A 19,418-nucleotide genomic window follows, 5' to 3' on the forward strand; every position below is an offset into this window, starting at 1 on the left:
CGCAACCTAGCGTGATGGCGCTGCCTGCCTCGCCACAATATACCATGCCTGTGGACCATTCGACATGGATTTACCCACAAATTCTTGTCTTCCACCCGGCAACAGGCAACGATTTCATCACCTTGCCGGCCGAAGCCGGGTTTCGGCGATGTATACGCCACTTAGCATCTGGCGCAACCGACCGTTGAGCGTTATTGATTTGCTGGGACGTATAATGGGCTGCTGCAACGGAGAAACGCTATGCTCATCCACCGACTTGCCACTTTGACCGGCCTTGCGGTCGCGACGTTATTCCTGGCCGCGCCAGCCAACGCGCTGACGATGGCCGAGTGCAGCACGAAGTATAACGCGGCCAAGGACGCGGGGACGCTTGCCGGCCAGACCTGGAACCAGTTCCGCAAGGCGCAGTGCGGCACTGATGCCGCCGCGACAGCCAAGCCCGACGCCAAGGCAGCGGACACCAAGGCGGCCGATACGAAGCCGGCCAAGGCGACCAAGGCTGCGGCCGCCGCCGACGACGGAGCCAAAGGCCTGACCGCAAAGGAATGCAGCACCAAGTACCAGGCGGCCAAGGCCGCCGGCACGCTCAACGGCATGAAGTGGAACGACTTCCGCAAGAGCGAATGCGCCACCGGCGCGTCCGCTGCCGCCGGCGCATCCGCTGCCGCCGCCACCAAACCGGCGACCACCAAGGCGGCGACCACGGCTGCGGCGACCGACAGCTCGGGCAAGGGCCTGAGCATGGCCGACTGCAGCAGCAAGTACCAGGCTGCCAAGACCGCCAATACGCTCAACGGCATGAAGTGGAACGACTTCCGGAAGGCCGAATGCGGCGCCAGCGCCTCGGACGATGACACCGTCCCGGCTCCAACAGAGGCGACCTACACCAAGGAGCCGGCAAAGCCGACTGTCGCTGCGCCGAAGGGCGTGAGTTTCCCGACCGCAATCTCGCCGAAATTCGCCACCGAAACCCCGGCCAAGGCCCGCATGCATACCTGCCTCCAGCAGTACTATGCCAACAAGGACGCCAACACGCTTGGCGGCTTGAAGTGGATCCAGAAGGGCGGCGGCTTCTACAGCCTGTGCAATGCCAAGCTGAAGAGCTGAGCGACAGCACTATTTGAGGAAAGTAAGGCCCGCGAGCCGCAGGGTTCGCGGGCTTTTTTGCCGGCAGCTTCAGCAGGAATCCCCGCTGACGAGAGGCGCGTTGCCGGCGACGCTGCAAACTCCCCTCGTGGGGGAGATGGCCGGCAGGCCAGAGGGGGGGCACGAAGGATCGTTGCCTGCTCCCGGCCAGGTTGCCTCGCATTCACGAAAAGCTGGGCGAGGGTGGCTCGAGGAATCGTCGAACGGCAAGAGAGATCCTTCCCCGCAGCCCGGAAGGCCTAACTCGATTTGTCGGCGGACGCTGCCCCCGCTGAGCTGCCCGGCATCTTCCACAAAGTGGGAAGATTGGCTGCTGCCACGCCGGCTTCCGCCAATCGCCTAACCAACCTTGCAGGCGCAGGCCACGGAGAAACTCAGCAGCCTGCCCCAAACAAAAACGCCGCGGTCGAACCGCGGCGTTTCTCAATTTGTTCTTGGCCGAGTTCAGCTCGACGGCTGCGGTTCCATGCCGCCCTCGGGCTCGGGACCCTTTTTGCGGCGGCCCGACTTCGGCACGGCCGAACCACGGCTCGGCGGCGTGTCGTCGCCGAGATCGCGCGCGGGCTTCTCGCCGGCGATCAGCTGCTTGATCTCGTCGCCCGACAGCGTCTCGTATTCGAGCAGGCCCTGCGCCAGCGCGATCCATTCCTTCTTCTTCTTGGTCAGCACCGACCTCGCGGTCGAATAGGCCTCGTCGATCAGGCGCCGCACCTCGGCGTCGATGATCTGCGCGGTTTCTTCCGAGATGTTCTGCGTGCGCGCCACCGAATGGCCGAGGAACACTTCCTCCTGGTTGTCGCCATAAGCGACATGGCCGAGCTTGTCGGAAAAGCCCCAGCGCGTGACCATGGCGCGCGCCAGCTTGGTCGCCTGCTCGATATCGGAGGAAGCGCCCGACGTGATGTTCTCCTTGCCGAACTTGAACTCCTCGGCGACGCGGCCGCCCATCATGATGGCAAGCCGTGAGATCATGTACTTGTAGCTCATCGAATAGCGGTCGCCTTCCGGCAACTGCATGACCATGCCGAGCGCGCGGCCGCGCGGAATGATTGTCGCCTTGTGCAGCGGATCGGCCGACGGCACGTTGAGCGCCAGTATGGCGTGACCGGCCTCGTGATAGGCGGTCAACTCCTTCTCGGCCTGGGTCATGGCCGAGGAGCGGCGCTCGGCGCCCATCATGATCTTGTCCTTGGCGTCCTCGAACTCGGCCATGGTCACGAGGCGCTTGTTACGCCGCGCCGCCATCAGGGCGGCCTCGTTGACGAGGTTCATCAGATCGGCGCCGGAGAAGCCCGGCGTGCCGCGGGAGACGACCTTGAGGTCGACATTGGGCGCCAGCGGCACGTTGCGCACATGCACTTTCAGGATCTTCTCGCGTCCGACGATGTCGGGGTTCGGCACCACCACCTGGCGGTCGAAACGGCCGGGCCTCAGCAGCGCCGGGTCGAGCACGTCGGGCCGGTTGGTGGCGGCGATCAGGATGATGCTTTCGTTGGACTCGAAGCCGTCCATCTCGACCAGCAGCTGATTCAGCGTCTGCTCGCGCTCATCATTACCGCCGCCGAGACCCGCGCCGCGGTGACGGCCGACCGCGTCGATTTCGTCGATGAAGATGATGCAGGGCGCGTTCTTCTTGGCCTGGTCGAACATGTCGCGCACGCGGCTGGCGCCGACGCCGACGAACATCTCGACGAAGTCCGAACCCGAAATGGTGAAGAACGGCACGTTTGCCTCGCCGGCGACCGAGCGGGCGAGCAGCGTCTTACCGGTTCCCGGAGGGCCGACCAAGAGCACGCCGCGCGGGATCTTGCCGCCGAGCCGCTGGAATTTCTGCGGATCGCGCAGGAACTCGACGATCTCCTCCAGGTCTTCCTTGGCCTCGTCGACGCCGGCGACGTCCTGGAAGGTGACGCGGCCATGCGCCTCGGTCAGAAGCTTGGCCTTCGACTTGCCGAAGCCCATGGCACGACCGGAGCCGGACTGCATCTGGCGCATGAAGAATATCCATACGCCGAGGATCAGGATCATCGGCAGCCACGAGATCAGGTACCCGAACAGCGAGTTTGAACCGTCGGTCTCCGGCCGCGCATTGATGGTGACGTTCTTGTCCTGCAAGCCGCGAGACCAGCGACGGATCGCCGGGCGAATAGGTCTGGAAGCCGCTCGAATTGTCGGTGTAGGTGCCGGAGATGCGGGCGCCGGCGATGGTCACCGTCTTGACCCGGCCCGCCGCGACATCCTGCAGGAACTGCGAATAAGGTACATCGCTCGAAGCCCCACGTGTCTGCGGCGTCTGGAACAGATTGAAGAGGGCGATGAGCAGGACCGCTATGATCGCCCAGAGCGCGAGGTTGCGATAGTTCGGATTCATCAATTGTCCCGTTGGCGTCCGCGGGCGGACACGCGTCGTGAGAGGAAACTTGAGCCTAACATAGGGAGAGCGCCCCCCCCTTGCCAAGCAGAACAGCACGTGTGGGTTAAGCTTTCGCCCATGACCGACCGGCGCTATGGCCGCTTGAAAGGCAGGGCGGGAGGCAACGGTGCGCCGATCAATTCGGCGACGACCCGCGCCGGCGCCAGGTCGAAGGACGGCAGGAAACGGACAAAGGGGGCGACGACGGCCTGTGCCGTGAACCCCGGCGACGCCTGCCCACCCTGAGGCAGGCCAGGGTTTTCAACGGCTTGCCGCGATGCCGGCTCGCAGGCCAGGGCGGCGCGCACGAGGCTGCGCGGCGTCTCGCCTTCCGCGACTGCCAGACGCTTCGCCGCCGCTGCCCCGAACGGCGCGATCAACAATGCACTGCCGCCGTCGTCCAACGTGATGTTCCGGCGGCCGTCCCAGAGCAGCCCGCCGGTGGCCGCGACTACAGGCGGCAAGCCTCGCGTCTCGCGGCGCAGAAAGATGCCGGCGCGCCTGGAATCGACCACCGTCCGCGACAATGTGGCGCAAAGAAATCCAGCCTTCAGCCTACCGAACAGCGCCTCGCATCGCGCCTGGTCCGGCAGAAACGCAACGCCCCCGCTTATGGCGAGGAGGATGCGCAGCGCATAGACGGCCGCCGGATCGTCGCCGGCCGAAAGCAGGGTCGGATCGAGGCGGACAAGACCCGGCGCCGGCTGGCTGGCGAAGCGCGCGATTAAATCCGCGGCGCGGATGCCAAGCCGGCTGCGCGCCTCGCTCTCGCGCGCCGCCAGCGTCAATGCGTCATCGATGCGCTGCGCACCGTCAGCGCCGGCCAGTGCCGCGCGCATGCGCGGTCGCTCGAAGGCCGCGTCGGCATTGGTCGGATCCTCGGCCCAGCCGACATGCTCGCGCCGCAGGAAGTTGCGCAAAGCCGCGCGCCGAATGCCAAGGAGCGGCCGCACGATCCATTCGTGCCAGTTGTGCAAGGTGACCGGCGCCATGCCGGCAAGGCCGCGGGCGCCCTTGCCTCGGACTAGCCGCATCAGCACCGTCTCGGCCTGGTCGTCCGCCGTATGACCGGTCACGATCAGACCGAGGCCTTCCTCCCGCGCCGCCTCGGCCAGCAGCCGGTAGCGAGCCTCCCGCGCGGCGGCCGGCAGCCCGGTCGACGGCTTGCGTCCGGACCAGGCGACGATGCGGTGCGCGATGGCGTGCGCGGCGCAAAGCCTGGCCACCGCTTCCGCTTCGGCCGCCGCGCCCTGCCGCAAACCGTGGTCGATCGTCACCGCCAGCAGCTTCGCGGACGGCGCGGTTCGGTCGAGATGTCGTTTGAGAAGGAGAAGTAGGGCGGTCGAGTCGCTGCCGCCGGATACGGCCGCAACGGCGCCGCTGGTAAAGTCGATGTGCGAAAAAAGGTCTTTCGAAAGATCAGGCTCGGTGTCGAGCATCAATGCATGTCGCCCGAACACGGCTCCGAGGGCAAGGCAACGGCAGGCAGGAGAAGGGCTAGCACGCCGCCAGGGCCTTTTCCTGCTTCACGCGCTCCTTGAGCGTGTTGGAAATGTCGGGGTAGCGCTTGCCGACCTCGCTGAAGGTGGCGCAGGCCACGTCGTGCTGCTTCAGGCCGACCAGCGACACGCCGAGCTTCAGCAGCATGTCGGGGGCCTTCTTGGCCTTGGGATAGTCCTTGCTGGCGGCGAGGAAGACCTCCGCGGCATCGCGGTATTTCTGCTGGCCAAGCAGCGATTCGCCCAGCCAATAGTGCGCATCCGCCGTTTTCGCGTCACGGGGAAAACGCGCGATGTGGTCGCGAAAACCCTGTTCGGCGGTGCCGTAGTCGCCCGAAAGGATGAACTGGTAGGAGTTGCGGTAGAGCTCCTCGGGATCGTTCGTGGAAGGCAGCGCCGCAACCACCGTGCCGTCGGACTTGCCGCTCTTGGCCGGAGCGCCGGTGGCTGGAGCGACATCCTGCGCCGGTGCGGTCGCCTGCGTGCTGCCGCCGGCATCGACCACATTGCCGTTCTTGTCGACGGTGATGCTGCCGAAGGTCTTTTCGGGCGCTCCCGTTCCGGGGATCACCTTGCCCGGATCACCGTCAGAGGATTCGACGATGACGTCCTCGACGCTCTGGCCGCCGCCAGCCGACTGGCCGGCCGCTGCCCGATTGTCGGCCTCCGCGGGCGGTTGCGTGGCCGGCGCCTCGGCCACGCTGTCATCGCTGTCGGCGGGCGCGGCCTGTGACTTCTTCTGCCCGGCCGGCTGCTGCGCACCCCGCGTACCGCCTTCGAGCTGCTGGAAGCGGAACTCGTTGTCTTCCTGCTGTTTGCGGATCTGCTCCTGCATTTGCAGGATCTGGAAGTTCAGTTCCTCGATCTTGCCGTTCATCTGGCGCAGTTGGTCCTCGAGCCCGGTGGCGCCTGTGCCAGTCGACTGCTGCGCGAACTGAACCTGGTCCGACTTCTTCTTTTCGCTGAAAACGCCAGGCAACTCGATGCTGGGCAGATGGAACGAGAAGCCGCTGTCGGCTGGCTGTCCCGTGCCATCAGTCCCTAAGCCACCCGCCATCGCGGTGACGCCTGAAAGGAGCAGCAGCGCAAGCGTGCCGCTCAGAACTGATCTCAAATGCATATGCCTCTCGCCGTGTCGTTAGCTTGTTCGCGCCTTCCAATCGGTATGGGACCAGCCAAGCGCCCTCGGCTCATAGCAGGACGCGAGACTTCGGCCAAATTTTGTTTGAAGGGACCAAACATGAAAAAGGCGGCCTTTCAGCCGCCTTTCGCAAGCCTGTGTTGCATTTTTGCCGTCGTGTTTTTCGCGCGTCGCTCGACGCGCGAAAAATGTCAGGAACCGGCGCCGCTGAGCGTGGTGACCGCGCGGCGGTTCTGTGACCAGCAGGAGATGTCGTCGCAAACCGCGACCGGCCGTTCCTTGCCGTAGGAAATGGTCTTCAGGCGGTTGGCAGAGACGCCCTTGGAGACCAGGAAGTCGCGCGTGGCGGCGGCGCGGCGGGCACCGAGCGCCAAATTGTATTCGCGCGTGCCGCGTTCGTCGGCATGGCCTTCAACGACGATCGCATACTGCTTGTACTGGTTCAGCCACTGCGCCTGGCGCGACAGCGTCGTCTGGGCGTCGGCGCGGATCGAGGAGGAGTCCGTATCGAAGAAGATGCGGTCGCCGATATTGACGGTGAAGTCCTGCGCCGATCCGGGCGTTGCGGCACCGGCGCCGTTGAGGCCGAGATCGGCGGCGCTGTTGGGCGTCTTCTTCGAAGCGCAACCGGCAATGGCGAGCATCGCCACCAGCGCGATCATGACGGGATTTCTGGTAAGTGCTGCGATACGGCTCATGCCGCCTCTCCTTCGCATTCGAGTGATTTCGTTGATCACCCAGTAACCACGTTTGGGTTAACCGGCATTCAAGAAACACGGTTAAAATTTGGTTTAGGCCGCCCGTCCGCAGTCCTTTGATCCGGGCCACAGTTGGCGCGGACCCTAGGCGGAAATGCGGCTAAAACGCGACAAAGAGGTGGAAATGGAGAATTGAGGAATTGAAGAAATGAGGAAAAGGGTCATTTCAACTTCTTCCTGAGATTCACCAGCATTCCATAGATATGGACATAGGATTGCAGCCATTCATCGTGCTGCGCGTGGGTGATGTAGCCAAGGTCGAACGCATACGAAATCCACGTCTCTACTTCGCTGCATGATCCCATGGCCATCGAAATGAAACGCGCAAATTCGGGCCTGGAATGGGTCTGTTTGGCAAATCCTTCAGCCAGATTGGCACAGATCGCCTTGCTGGATCGCCACATTTGGTCAGCCAACGCGTATTGTTCCATTTTCGGAAAAACAAGCGTGGCCTTGTGGACGTCGAGGGAAACCCCATAAGCGTGCCTATAGACATCCAAATCCTTCGCGCGCTTGATGTAACCCGCTTCTCTCTCCATCCCTCAATTCTTCATTTCTTCATTTCTCCAATTCCTCTCACTCCAGCAGCGGCGACCAGGCCGGATCGGAGGCAAAGTTCGCGGTCGGGATCGACTGCTCGTTGCGGCCGGTGAGATCGACAGAAACCAGTTTCGGGCCGCCGGCGGAATCGCGGAAGAACATCAGCACGCGGCCGTTCGGCGCCCAGGTCGGTCCTTCCTGCTGGAAGCCGGATGACAGGATGCGCTCGCCCGAACCGTCGGTCTTCATAACGCCGATCTGGAATTCGCCGCCGGTCTGCTTGGTGAAGGCGATGAGATCGCCGCGCGGCGACCACACCGGCGTCGAATAGACCCCGTCCCCGAAGGAGATGCGGGTCTGGCCCGAACCGTCGGCGCCCATCACATAGATCTGCGCGCGTCCGCCGCGGTCGGAGGTGAACACCACCTTGCTGCCGTCGGGCGAATAGGAAGGCGAAGTGTCGATGGCGGTCGAGTTGGTGAGCCGGGTCGTCGAGCGGCTCCTGAGGTCCATGGCGAAGATGTTGGAATTGCCGTCGTCGCGCAGCAGGCTCATGATCACCTTCTGGCCATCCGGCGAAAAGCGCGGCGCAAACGTCATGCCCGGAAAATTGCCGACCAGTTCGCGCTGGCCGGTCTCGATCTGCAGGAGATACACCCGCGGCTGGCCGCTCTCATAGGACATGTAGGTGATTTCCTGCCGGTTCGGCGAGAAGCGCGGCGTCAAGACGATCGCCCTGCCGTCCGAGAGATAGCGCACATTGGCGCCGTCCTGGTCCATGATGGCGAGGCGCTTCTTGCGCGCATTCTTGGCGCCGGACTCGTCGATGAAAACGACGCGCGTGTCGAAATAGCCCTTCTCGCCGGTCAGCCGCTCGTAGATGGCGTCGGCGATGATGTGAGCGACGCGTCGTTGATTGGCGTCGTTGGCGAAGAATTGTTCGCCCGACATCTGCTGTCCAGCGAACGTGTCCCACAGCCGATACTGCGCGCGGATGCGCCCGTCGGCCTCCTTGCTGACGCTGCCGGTGACCAGAGCCTGGGCATTGATCACCTTCCAGTCGTCGAAGCGAGGCGCTGCGTCAGGATTGGCGATCTTCTCGATGAAGGCGCTTTTGTCGATCGGTGCGAACAGGCCCGAGCGCTTCAGGTCGGCGGTGACGATGCCGGAAATCTGCGCGCCAAGCCCATCGCCCGACTGGAAATCGGTGATGGCGATCGGCAGCGGCTCGACATTGCCCTTGTTGACGTTGATCTCGACGAGCGCCCACGCAGGCATGACGGCGCCGGCCATCGAGCCCAGCGCTATTGTCGCGACCATCAGGAGCGGCTTGAGGATGAATTTCATGTCTTCTCGCTTCTCTTCACTGATTCTGCAGGGCAGGCCTCAAAGGCCAAGCATTTCCCTCGGATCGAAAGTGACACGGACCTGGGCCCAGATGTCCTGTTTGCCCGCCGGAACCTGAAGGCCGGCCATGTTGCACTTCTGAACCGCACGCACGGCGCTTTCATCGAATTGGCGATTCCCGCTCGATTTCTCGACGGTGGGCCGGCCATCCAGCTTGCCCGAGGGGTCGAGGTTGAACATGACCACGGCGACGAAATTCTCCGAGCCCTCCAGCCCCGCCGGCAATGTCCAGCAACCGCCAAGCTGATCCGACAGGGCGCCCAGTTCTGATCTCGACAGCTTCTGGCCCTGGTCCTTCTCGCCGCCGAGCGAAGCCTGCTGTGTCGAACGCTTGGCGCCGCCGCCGGAGGGCTTCTGCTTGTCCAGCAGGGCCGAGATCTCGTCGGAATTGAACTGCTTGTCCTCCGATTTCGGCTTGGATGAAGCCTCCTTGACCGGTTTGTCGGCGTCCTTGCGCTCCGGCGCCTTGGCGCTTTCGGCCTGTGCCGGCTGCGGCTTCGGCCGCGCCTGAGGCGCAGGCGCGGAGTCCGGCAGTTGGGCATCGTCAGGCTGGTCCTTGGCGATCGCCTGGGCGACCGCGTCCGGCTTCACCTCGGGCGTCGGCTCGATGGCCGCGGTCTTGTCCTGTGGCGGTGCGGGCGTCGGCTCCTTGGCCGGCGCCGGCTTCGGCTCGGTCTGCTTGACCGGCTCGGGCTTGACCTCTTCCTTGGGCTGCGGCGCGGGAGCCACTTCCGTGGCCGGCGTCGGCTTGGGCTTTTCCTGCGGCTTCGGCACGTCCTCGGTCTTCGGCTTTTCGATCGGCGTTGGCGCCGGCGGCGGAGCCGACGTCATGTCGACCGGCTTCGGCTTGGCCTCGGGCGTTATCGGCTTGTCGGTATCGACGCTGTTCTCGCCGACCTTCTGCGCATCCGGCACGATATCGGGACGCTGCGTGGGCAAGGGCGCCGGCTTTTCATGCACCACGGATTTCTTGTCGCCCTGCAGCACCTGGGCAGTGGCTTCGATCGGCACGATGTCGACAGCGACCGACTCGACGTCGGCCGACGGAAGCGCGGCCGGCGCCGACAGCGTGAACAGGCCGAAGCCAATCAGCGCCGCATGCATGATCACCGATGTGGTGAGGCCGGTCCTCATAGTGGGTCTATTGATCCTGTTCCTGCAGTGAAACCAGGCCGATATTCTTGTAGCCGGCGGCCGAAATGCGGGCCATCACCTTCATCGCCGTGCCGTAGTCGGTGGACTTGTCGCCGCGGATGAAGATGCGCTCGTCATAGCCGGTCTTCGAGATCGCCTGCAGCTTCGCCACCAATTCCTCGATCGGGATTTCGGTTTCCTGGAGATAGATCTGGCCGGCGGCATTGATCGAAACGGTGATCGGCTGGGTGTCGGCATTCATCGCCTTGGCCTGGGTATCCGGCAGATCGATCGGCACGCCGACCGTCAAAAGCGGCGCGGCGACCATGAAGATGATCAACAGAACCAGCATCACGTCGACCATCGGCGTAACGTTGATTTCGGCGATGAGGCCATGATGGCGGCCGCGCCGCCTATGGCCGCGTCCGCCGCGTCCAGCCATGCCTACGGACATTCCCATCGGCTTACTCCTCAGGCCTTCGGCGCTACTTTTTCATCGATTTGGCGCGAGAGTATGGCGGAGAACTCGTCGGAGAACCCTTCCATGCGCACCGCGATCTTGCTCGCATCCGATGACAGCTTGTTGTAGGCGATGACGGCCGGAATGGCGGCGAGCAGGCCGATGGCGGTCGCCAGCAGCGCCTCGGCGATGCCGGGCGCGACCACCGACAGGCTGGTGTTCTTGGAGCCGGCGATCGCCTGGAACGACGTCATGATGCCAATGACGGTGCCGAACAGGCCGATGAACGGGGCCGCCGAGCCCGTGGTTGCGAGGAAGCCGAGGCGGCCTTCGAGCTTCTCCATCTCGCGGGTCAGCGCCAGGTCCATCGCCTTATCGATGCGGGTTTGCAAGCCGAGCGGCGTCTTGGCGCCTTTTTCGAAACTCTTCTTCCACTCGCGCATGGCGGCGACGAAGATGGCGCCCATGCCCGATGTCTTGCGGTCGGCCAACGTTCGGTAAAGCTCCTCCAGCGACTGCCCCGACCAGAACACCTGCTCGAACCGGTTCAGCGCCAGCCGCATGCGGGCATAGGATACGAGCTTGTCGACGATAATCGCCCAGGTCCAGACCGAGGCGCAGAGCAGCCCGATCATGACCAGCTTGACCACCCAGCTGGCCTGCATGAACAGCGCCCAAATCGACAATTGCGCGCCCGGTTCGGCGAGTGCGATATTTTCCATCGTAACGTCCTTAAGATTTCCGGGCGAAGCTGGCGGCTGGCCCCTGGCATCCCTTGTGGTCGGTTCGCGCGAAGCTACCGGAACAACCCCAAAACGTGCCTTTCGCGGCCTTTTCGGGGCAAATGTTGGTGAAAGGAAGGCGCTGGATAGCGCCAATCTTCACCAATCTCTTCATGAACCGTTATGGTTAAGGATGGGTTAGTCCACCAGACGCGGCGCATTGCCGCGCTTCAAGCCGGCGCCGGCGATACCAACGACGTCGGCCTTTTAGCCCGCCTTGGGTATGAACGCTGCTATCCACTCCCTGGGGAAGCGGCGTGGCCGGCCATTCTCGCCTATGATCGCCGCCTCCACCCTGGCCTCGACCAGCACCTCGTCGCCGCGCTTGAGCTGCTGGGCCATGAAGATGCGCGCGCCGGAGATTTCCTCGGTCCGGGTGTCGATCGTCAGGATGTCGTCCATGCGGGCCGGGATGCGGAAGTCGATCTCCATGCGACGCACCACCCAGACTATTCTTTCGCCATGCTTGCCATCGGCAAGTTCGGTGTGGTGGACGCCGCTCAGCCTCAGATAGTCGGAGCGGCCGCGCTCGAGGAATTCGAGATAGCGGGCGTGGTAGACGACGCCGGAGAAATCGGTGTCGGCATAGTAGACCCGCGCCATCAGCCGATGGCCGAACGCCGTCAGCGCACCGGAAATCCCCGCCAGCAAGGTCGCGGATTCACCATGATCGTCCATTGCGCTTCCTTTTTCAGTCGCGGCAAGGCACCTGTGCCGCGCGTGACATGGCATCGGATGGCACTGTTGACGGCGATGATCAAGACCTTGGCGGCGGCGCTGTTCGTGGTGATGGCTCTGTTCGTCGTGATGGCTCTGGCCGGGCCGAGCCAGGCCGCGACCTTCTCCATGAAGCGCGGGCTCAATCTCGACCAGTGGGTAACCTGGCCGGGCGAAGACCAATGGGGCAACGCCAAGGCCATCCTGCCCTACCCGGAATGGCGCAAATTTCTCAAGGACGACGATCTCGAGGCTTTGAAGCATGCAGGCTTCGATTTCCTGCGCATGCCGGTCGATCCTTCGCCCTTCCTTTCCGAAAACACGATGGCCTTGCGCGAGGATCTCTATGCCAGCGTGCTGGACTCTGTCCGCATGATCAACCGCGCCGGCCTGAAGGTTGTCGTCGACATGCATCTGATCCCCGCCGGCAGTGGGCGCAAGATCGGCATGGCCGAGGTGATGAACAACCCGGTGACATTCGATGCCTATGTCGAGGTGGTGCGCAAGATGGCGCACACGCTCGCCGGGGAAGATCCGGCGCAAGTGGCCTTCGAACCGATGAACGAACCGATCGTCGACTGCGACGCCGACGGCACCAGCCTGTGGCCGCAACGCCAGCAGAGGTTGTTCGCCGCGGCGCGTTCTTCGGCGACGAGATTGACGCTTGTGCTGACCGGGGCCTGCTATTCCGCGGCGTCGTCGCTGGAAAAAATCGATCCGATGGCGATCCCGGACGACAACGTCATCTGGACCTTCCATTCCTACGATCCGTTCCTGCTTACCCATCAGGGCGCGACCTGGGCCGGCGATTTCATTCCCTATGTGACCGGCCTGCCCTACCCGCTGACCGCGGTGCCGCCGGCTGAGCTCGACGTCACGCTCGACGCCATCCGCGCCAGGATCAAGACCGAGGCACCTTGGGCGCGGCAGGGCGGGCTGCTTGCCTATCTCGACGAGCAGGTAGCCAGCATGGACACCGACGCCAAGCTGCTTGGTCTCATGGACGCCCCGTTCAAGGCCGTCGATGCCTGGGCGAAGGCCAACGGCATCAGGCCGGAAAACGTCACGCTGGGCGAGTTCGGCATGATCCGCCAGGAATACGGCAATCCCTATGTGGTGCCGTCCGGCTATCGTGCCGCCTATGTCAGGGACATGATCGCGCGCGCCGAGGCGCATGGCTTCTCCTGGTCGGTGTGGAGTTACGGCGGCGCTTTCGGCATTGTCGATGCTTTCAACGGCGAAAAGGCCGAACCCGATGTGCTGGACGTAATCCGGTCGCTTCACTGAGCGCCGTTGCTCCACGCCGCCGGGATCGATCAGCAATATCTCCGGTCGCACGCCGCAAAGCGGTTGCGGACGCTTGATCGCCGGCCCGAACGCCGCCGCCGGGGGCCGCTATTCTTCCTGGAACAAATTGATCTGCTGTTGCGCCAGGTCCTTCGGCGCGTCGAGGCCGAGATGGCGCCAGGCATTGGCCGTCAGCACACGGCCGCGCGGCGTGCGCTGGATGAAACCCTGCTGGATGAGATAGGGCTCGATGATGTCCTCGATGGCATCGCGCGGCTCGGACAGGCCGGCGGCGATCGTCTCGATGCCGACCGGCCCGCCGCCGAAATTGCGCGCGATCATCGAAAGATACCGGCGGTCGAGCGCATCGAGGCCGAGCGCGTCGACCTCCAGCCGGGTCAAGGCCTCGTCGGCGATCAAGCGGTTCACATGACCATCGCCGGCGACCGAAGCGAAATCGCGCACGCGCCGCAACAGCCGGCCGGCGATGCGCGGCGTGCCTCGCGCGCGCCGCGCGATCTCCAGCGCGCCGTCATCGCCGAGCGGCATTTGCAGGATGCGTGCGCCGCGCCGCACGATCTGCTCCAGTTCCTCGACCGTGTAGAAGTTGAGCCGCACCGGGATGCCGAAGCGGTCGCGCAGCGGATTGGTGAGCAGGCCGAGCCGCGTGGTGGCGGCGACCAGGGTGAAACGGGCAAGGTCGATCTTGACCGAGCGCGCCGCCGGCCCCTCGCCGATGATCAGGTCGAGCTGGAAATCCTCCATCGCCGGATAGAGGATCTCTTCCACCGCAGGATTCAGCCTGTGGATCTCGTCGATGAACAGGACGTCGCCTTCTTCGAGATTGGTCAAGAGTGCGGCGAGATCGCCGGCTTTGGCGATGACCGGTCCGGAGGTTGAGCGGAAGTTGACGCCGAGCTCGCGCGCCATGATCTGCGCCAGCGTCGTCTTGCCTAGACCTGGCGGCCCGACGAACAGCACATGATCGAGCGCTTCCTTGCGCCCCTTGGCGGCCTCGATGAACACTTTGAGGTTGGCCCGCACCGCCGCCTGGCCGACGAAATCGTCAAGCGTCTGGGGCCGCAAACTCTGGTCGGCATCCTCGCCGCGTTTTTCCGGAGCGATCAGACGGGGGGAAAGGCTCATGCCGCCTTCCTTGCATATGGCCGGGAACCGGACAAGCGTGCGCTCACCGCGCCAGTTCCTTGAGCCCGAAGCGAATCAGCTTCGACGCGTCCGCCTCCTCGCCCGCCGTCTTCAGTGCCGCCGCCACCGCATTGGCGGCGGTGTCGCGGGAATAGCCGAGATTGACTAGGGCCGAGACCGCGTCTGTGATCGGCGCGGCTGCCACGCCTTCGCCGAGCTCCTGCTTCAAGCCGATCGTGCCCGACGCGGCACCGGCATAGGCCGGCGCCTTGTTTTTCAATTCGGTAACGATGCGCTCGGCCACCTTCTTGCCGACGCCCGGCGCCCGGGAAACCATGGCGATGTCGCGCAACGCGATCGCGTTGGCAAGGTCGGCCGGCGCCAGCGTCGACAGGATTGCCAGCGCCACCTTGGCGCCGACGCCCTGCACATTGCTCATCAACAGCCGGAACCATTCGCGCTCCAGCACCGACTGGAAGCCGTAGAGCCGGATCATGTCCTCGCGCACATAGGTCTCGATGAACAGCACCACCACTTCGCCGGGCGAAGGCAGCGCGGCCAGCGTCCGCGCCGAGCAGTAGGCGACGTAGCCGACGCCATGCACGTCGACGAGGCAGTGGTCCTCGTCGATCTCGTCGAGCGTACCCTTGAGCTTGCCGATCATGCCAAATCTTTCATGGAAGATAGGCCCTCATGGGTGCGTTTCAGGAGAAATGATGTCAAGGTCCGGGAAATAACTGCGATAACGCGCGGCGTCGCGCGTCAAAAGACGATGTCCGGCAACGGTCGCATGAGCGCCAATAAAGAAGTCCGGCAAGGTTCGTTCGCGGATTCCACCAGCACGGCGATAACGGGAATGCGTCACACCTGCAAGGAAGGCCGCATCCCAGGGCAGAAACTCGCGATCGATCTCGAGCATGTCGACCGCTTTTCGAAGCGCTGCCTCCGAGGCGATCAGCGGCGCCAGTTCAGACCAGATGATCGTATTGACCACCAAGTCGCCGTCGCGGCGGCATGAGGCGATTGCAGACGCCGACCATTTTGTCAGCGGTCCGGCCGGCCCCCAAACGTCGATCAGGACATTTGTGTCAATCAACGTCGAGATCTTCACGCGGCCCCCTCAGCCACTCCATATACTCGTCGGTCGTCATGCCACCCAGATCCAACGTCCCCTCCATCCGGTCAAGGACATTACTGAACCTGCGCAATTTCTCCTCCTCGGGGAGATTCTCGTTGACGGCCACAAGCCGAGCACCCTCATCGGTGGCCACGAATTCCACCTCGGAGCCCGGGCGGATACCCAGGTGATCCCTTATCTGTTTGGGGATCGTGACTTGGCCTTTGGTGGTGACGCGCATGGTAATACCTCAAAGTATTACCTACGACAGACAAGGGAACAAGTCAAGAACATCGTCAACCGGCAAGTGCCATCCGATAGGCGACGCTTTGCCGGTGATGCGCGTGGCAAATGGCTATGGCGAGCGCGTCGGCGGCATGTTCGGTGTCGAAGGTCGCTTTCGGCAGCAGCACCTTCACCATCATGTGGATCTGCTTCTTGTCGCCATGGCCGACGCCGATCACCGCCTTCTTGACGGCATTGGGTGCATATTCGGCAACGACCAGGCCGGCGCGTGCCGGCACCAGCATGGCGATGCCGCGCGCCTGGCCAAGCTTCAGCGTCGCCACCGCATCCTTGTTGACGAAGGTCTGTTCGACGGCCGCCTCATGCGGCATGGCCGTATGCAGGATTTCAGCCAACCCGTCATGCAGCTGGCACAGCCGCGTCGCCAGCGCCGCCTTGTCTTCGGAACGCACCGTGCCGGACGCGACGAAGCGCAGCGAATTGCCGAGGCTTTCGACAATACCCCAGCCGGTGCGCCTGAGCCCCGGATCGATACCGATGATGCGAATCGCGTCCCTCATCCGGTTACTCTATCTCCCGGAGACAGCGATGCCAGCGAAATGTGAACAAACCGGAAACAGTAACGCGCTGACCGGGAACGTTCCAGAATAGTTCAGTTTCGGGCGAAAGCCGTGTTGAGCAGGCTGATCTGGTCCGAGACGGGATTGGGCCGGCGGCTCATGGGCTGCATGTCGACCACCGCGCCGGCGCCGTAGATCTCCTCGTCCATGCGGCGCACCAGTGCCTGCAGGCGCAGCGACCGGTTGACGAGGTCGAGGAAATCCTTGGGGAGTTCGGCCCAGCCGGCCGCCTCGTCATGGGCGGAGGCGGTGTCGAGGCGCACCTTGGACTTTTCCGATGCGACCTGGTCGCGGGTCATCTCGCCGGAATTCGCGGCGCGCTGCAGAAGCAGCCACGAGGCGACCTGCATCAGCCTGGTGGTCAGCCGCATCGATTCGGCCGCATAGAGCGTGGCCGCCAGCCGCGACAGCTTCTTGGCCTCGGCCCGGCCCTTGCCGTCGAGATACTCCGCCGCCTGTTCGACTAGCCCCATGCCTTCCTGGTAGAGCGGTTTGAAGGAGTGCGAAAAGACCCGACGTTCCGCCAGCTTGACGGTTTTCGCGCTGCCCTTCGAAGGCTCGTTCATCGATACGCCCCTGCACTTGCAACCGGCCGATTCGGCTTACTGCCGATACACCCGGAACCCTACATAACTGAAGCTTGAAAATGCGCCTCGTCCGGGGTGAAGGCAAGCACATGTTTAACAGAAGGTTAACGTGATCCGGTGCGGACCGTGTCGCTGGAAAGCGGACAAAAAAAGAGCCGCGGATAAGGCGGCTCTCAGGAGTTTAACAGGGAGGCGTCAAACAAAGTGGCTCCAACCACTCGGTAAGAATCCAGATCACTGGATGCGCATAGTAAACGCCTGTAAAGCTTAATGAACCCTTAACGGCGCCGATGTTTTTTGAGCGAACCCCGCGCCACTGTGCCGTAACAGCACAGTTCCTGAAGGATGTGCCGAGCCTCGGCTCAGGCCGTTTTCCAAACCGCCGGCAAGGCAATGAAGGCAAACAGCAGCAAGGCCGCGTAGAAACCCATCGAAGACGCCGCCACCAGCGGTTCGATCGCGGCATCGCCGCCAAGCAGGAAGTAGAGCCCGATCAAAAGGCCGATGCCGCTGATTGCGGTCAGCCAGAAGTGAACGACGGCAACCGTCTTCTGTCCGACCGCCGGAAACAGGTGATAGAAGAAGGCGAAGACCGCCGACATCAGCCAGCCAGCGACCATCGTATGGGCGTGGGTCGGCATCTGGCCATGGTCCTGGCTGATCGCCATGTACAGGCCGAGCGCCATGCCGCACAGCGCATAGATAACGGCCAGCGTGAAGAAATTCCGTGCTACCCCTTGCATATCTTTCCCCCGAGTTGCCTTTCCCGTGTTCGGGAAAGGGTTGATCGTCAGGCGATTGCTCTCGCCACCGGGCTCCCGGCGCGGGCGCACTAGCATCGGCACTGTTTCTGGACGATGTCGCGCCCCCGGACGCCCCTCATAATAGCAGAAAACCGAATGGCGCGCTCGCAATATCAGTGGCTCCTTACGTTAGCCGGCACTTGAAACAGAACTGGTTTTTTCACGACATCGTTCCGAAACAGGCGCGGCGATAAACGCTTGGCCATCGAAGCGGCAGGCGAGGATTCGCTCCTTCCGCTACATCAGGCGCCGGGGAGAAGCATGGACTGGTATTCGATCGTTAAATTGCTGCACATTCTTTCGGCGACCCTATGGGTCGGCGGCGGTTTCGCGCTGATGGTGCTGGCGACGCTCGCCGATCGGTCGGGAAACATCCAGGGAACGCTGCAGGCAATGCGGGCTACGGGCGAATTGGGAAACCGCTTCTTCGCGCCGATGTCGATGCTGACATTGGCCTTCGGGCTAATCATGTGCTGGTTCTGGGTCGGCTTCTCGCAACTGTGGATCCTGATCGGCCTTGCCGGCTACGCCACCACCTTTTCAATCGGCATGTTCGTCTTCAAGCCGAGCGCCGACCACATGGGCGCGATGATCGCCAGGGATGGCGTGACGCCGGCCGCCCTTGCCTCTGGCCAGCGCATCTTGCGGGCGGCGCGCTTCGACTATGCGGTAATGCTGATCATCATCGCCGACATGGTGCTGAAGCCGACCATCGACGACTTCACGGTCCTTGCCGCCATGGGGCTTGTGTTGGCGGCTGGCGCCACCCTGGCGCTCGGCCGACCAAGGCGCATGGTGCCGAGCGTCGCCTGAGGCAGGCGAAAACGGTCCCGGCTACATCAGGCCGGCGATCCCGTCCCACAGAAGCTTCACCGCGACGACGGCCACCGTCGCATAGGTGAAGGGATAGAAGATCTCCGGACGCATGCGGCGCACCAGCCAGGCGCCGGCGATGGTGGATAGCGGCGCCAGCGGCATCAGCACCGCCGACGCGGTCAGATTGGTGCTGTCGAACTGGCCGAGCGCGAAATAGGGAACGAGCTTCAGCGCGTTGGTGGCGGCAAAGAAGATCGCCGCCGTGCCGGACAACACCTTCGGGTCGAGCCGGATCGGCAGCGCGTAGACCTGAAAGGGCGGGCCGCCGACATGGGCGACGAAGCTGGTGAAGCCGGCGACTGTGCCCCAGAGGGCCGCGGCGACGCGGTTGGGCTGCGCCGCATGGTCGGCGCCGTGGCGGTACTTCAGATAGAGCCAGCGCAGCACGAAAATGATGGCGACGGCGCCGACGATCAGCCGCACGGCCTCCTCGGTGACCAGTGCGGCCGTCAGCCAACCGAGACCGATACCGATCATCGCGCCGGGCATCATGTCGACCAGCATCTTCCTGTTATAGACGCCCCACCATGTCCATACCGAAACGATGTCCATCAGGCATAGGATGGGCAGCAGGATGGCCGCCGCTTGCACCGGCGGCATGGTCAGCGCCATCAGCGGCACGCCGACGAAACCGACCGCGCCGCCAAATCCGCCCTTGGACAGGCCGACCAGAATGACCGCCGGGACGGCGGCCGCATAGAACCACGGATCGGAAAGCAGGCCTGACATGGAGGAGGGA

General features: G+C 63.6%; 20 protein-coding genes and 1 pseudogene. 3 read left to right on the top strand and 18 right to left on the bottom strand.

The genetic code is table 11. From position 1 onward, the window contains the following. The first annotated feature begins 240 nt into the window (after positions 1-240). Positions 241-1,107, top strand: coding sequence for a hypothetical protein (locus ACIU1A_RS25785; RefSeq protein WP_140493263.1), 867 nt, complete (start codon positions 241-243; stop codon positions 1,105-1,107). Positions 1,108-1,590: 483 nt separating this feature from the next. Here the strand turns inward: ACIU1A_RS25785 and ftsH are convergent. The 10 genes and pseudogenes from ftsH to ybgC form a co-directional block, all read right to left on the bottom strand. Further along, a pseudogene (ftsH, locus tag ACIU1A_RS25790) lies at positions 1,591-3,517 on the bottom strand (ATP-dependent zinc metalloprotease FtsH). A 134-nt stretch (positions 3,518-3,651) separates the two neighbouring features. Then, complete coding sequence (tilS, locus tag ACIU1A_RS25795; protein WP_404925577.1) at positions 3,652-4,998, bottom strand: tRNA lysidine(34) synthetase TilS; 1,347 nt, start codon at positions 4,996-4,998, stop codon at positions 3,652-3,654. Positions 4,999-5,056: 58 nt separating this feature from the next. Next, positions 5,057-6,178, bottom strand: coding sequence for a tol-pal system protein YbgF (ybgF, locus tag ACIU1A_RS25800; protein WP_404925578.1), 1,122 nt, complete (start codon positions 6,176-6,178; stop codon positions 5,057-5,059). A 212-nt stretch (positions 6,179-6,390) separates the two neighbouring features. Next, positions 6,391-6,897, bottom strand: coding sequence for a peptidoglycan-associated lipoprotein Pal (pal, locus tag ACIU1A_RS25805; protein ID WP_140493251.1), 507 nt, complete (start codon positions 6,895-6,897; stop codon positions 6,391-6,393). A gap of 221 nt (positions 6,898-7,118) precedes the next feature. Next, positions 7,119-7,496 (bottom strand): four helix bundle protein, encoded by a 378-nt coding sequence (locus tag ACIU1A_RS25810; RefSeq protein WP_404925579.1) that lies wholly within the window; start codon positions 7,494-7,496, stop codon positions 7,119-7,121. Positions 7,497-7,533: 37 nt separating this feature from the next. Continuing rightward, a complete protein-coding gene (gene tolB / locus ACIU1A_RS25815; RefSeq protein ID WP_140566857.1) occupies positions 7,534-8,844 on the bottom strand; it encodes a Tol-Pal system beta propeller repeat protein TolB in 1,311 nt (436 codons plus the stop codon). 39 nt (positions 8,845-8,883) lie between these two features. Next, on the bottom strand, positions 8,884-10,038 hold the full coding sequence (locus tag ACIU1A_RS25820; protein WP_140554920.1) for an energy transducer TonB: 1,155 nt from the start codon (positions 10,036-10,038) through the stop codon (positions 8,884-8,886). 7 nt (positions 10,039-10,045) lie between these two features. Further along, positions 10,046-10,498 (bottom strand): protein TolR, encoded by a 453-nt coding sequence (tolR, locus tag ACIU1A_RS25825; RefSeq protein ID WP_140493239.1) that lies wholly within the window; start codon positions 10,496-10,498, stop codon positions 10,046-10,048. An 11-nt stretch (positions 10,499-10,509) separates the two neighbouring features. Next, positions 10,510-11,220, bottom strand: a complete 711-nt coding sequence (tolQ, locus tag ACIU1A_RS25830) for a protein TolQ (protein WP_140493236.1) — start codon at positions 11,218-11,220, stop codon at positions 10,510-10,512. Between the two features lie 267 nt (positions 11,221-11,487). Continuing rightward, positions 11,488-11,958, bottom strand: coding sequence for a tol-pal system-associated acyl-CoA thioesterase (gene ybgC / locus ACIU1A_RS25835; RefSeq protein WP_140493226.1), 471 nt, complete (start codon positions 11,956-11,958; stop codon positions 11,488-11,490). A 57-nt stretch (positions 11,959-12,015) separates the two neighbouring features. Between ybgC and ACIU1A_RS25840 the strand changes: the two genes are divergently transcribed. After that, positions 12,016-13,284, top strand: coding sequence for a glycoside hydrolase family 5 protein (locus tag ACIU1A_RS25840; protein ID WP_404925580.1), 1,269 nt, complete (start codon positions 12,016-12,018; stop codon positions 13,282-13,284). Positions 13,285-13,392: 108 nt separating this feature from the next. Here the strand turns inward: ACIU1A_RS25840 and ruvB are convergent, their stop codons facing one another. The 7 genes from ruvB to ACIU1A_RS25875 all read right to left on the bottom strand — a co-directional run bounded on the left by ruvB (position 13,393) and on the right by ACIU1A_RS25875 (position 17,743). After that, positions 13,393-14,430 carry a Holliday junction branch migration DNA helicase RuvB gene (ruvB, locus tag ACIU1A_RS25845; protein WP_140493220.1) on the bottom strand — a complete coding sequence of 346 codons (1,038 nt, stop codon included), beginning with the start codon at positions 14,428-14,430 and terminating at the stop codon, positions 13,393-13,395. A 43-nt stretch (positions 14,431-14,473) separates the two neighbouring features. Next, complete coding sequence (gene ruvA, locus ACIU1A_RS25850) at positions 14,474-15,094, bottom strand: Holliday junction branch migration protein RuvA (RefSeq protein WP_140517555.1); 621 nt, start codon at positions 15,092-15,094, stop codon at positions 14,474-14,476. Positions 15,095-15,121: 27 nt separating this feature from the next. After that, on the bottom strand, positions 15,122-15,541 hold the full coding sequence (locus tag ACIU1A_RS25855) for a type II toxin-antitoxin system VapC family toxin (protein WP_140493214.1): 420 nt from the start codon (positions 15,539-15,541) through the stop codon (positions 15,122-15,124). After that, complete coding sequence (locus tag ACIU1A_RS25860; protein ID WP_140493211.1) at positions 15,519-15,788, bottom strand: AbrB/MazE/SpoVT family DNA-binding domain-containing protein; 270 nt, start codon at positions 15,786-15,788, stop codon at positions 15,519-15,521. The genes ACIU1A_RS25855 and ACIU1A_RS25860 overlap by 23 nt, the downstream gene beginning before the upstream one ends. Before the next feature lie 55 nt (positions 15,789-15,843). Then, on the bottom strand, positions 15,844-16,353 hold the full coding sequence (gene ruvC / locus ACIU1A_RS25865) for a crossover junction endodeoxyribonuclease RuvC (RefSeq protein ID WP_140560793.1): 510 nt from the start codon (positions 16,351-16,353) through the stop codon (positions 15,844-15,846). 92 nt (positions 16,354-16,445) lie between these two features. After that, complete coding sequence (locus ACIU1A_RS25870) at positions 16,446-16,979, bottom strand: DUF1465 family protein (RefSeq protein WP_140493205.1); 534 nt, start codon at positions 16,977-16,979, stop codon at positions 16,446-16,448. Between the two features lie 383 nt (positions 16,980-17,362). Further along, the gene (locus ACIU1A_RS25875; RefSeq protein WP_140493202.1) at positions 17,363-17,743 is read right to left on the bottom strand and encodes a cbb3-type cytochrome c oxidase subunit I; all 381 of its coding nucleotides are present in this window, start codon (positions 17,741-17,743) and stop codon (positions 17,363-17,365) included. 321 nt (positions 17,744-18,064) lie between these two features. On the opposite strand from ACIU1A_RS25875, the gene ACIU1A_RS25880 reads away from it, so the two are divergent. Further along, on the top strand, positions 18,065-18,616 hold the full coding sequence (locus ACIU1A_RS25880; RefSeq protein WP_140525046.1) for a DUF2269 family protein: 552 nt from the start codon (positions 18,065-18,067) through the stop codon (positions 18,614-18,616). A gap of 21 nt (positions 18,617-18,637) precedes the next feature. Here the strand turns inward: ACIU1A_RS25880 and ACIU1A_RS25885 are convergent, their stop codons facing one another. After that, positions 18,638-19,408 carry a sulfite exporter TauE/SafE family protein gene (locus ACIU1A_RS25885; protein WP_404925581.1) on the bottom strand — a complete coding sequence of 257 codons (771 nt, stop codon included), beginning with the start codon at positions 19,406-19,408 and terminating at the stop codon, positions 18,638-18,640. Between the last annotated feature and the right edge of the window lie 10 nt (positions 19,409-19,418).

Source organism: Mesorhizobium maamorense, from assembly GCF_044998965.1.
Lineage (GTDB): Bacteria > Pseudomonadota > Alphaproteobacteria > Rhizobiales > Rhizobiaceae > Mesorhizobium.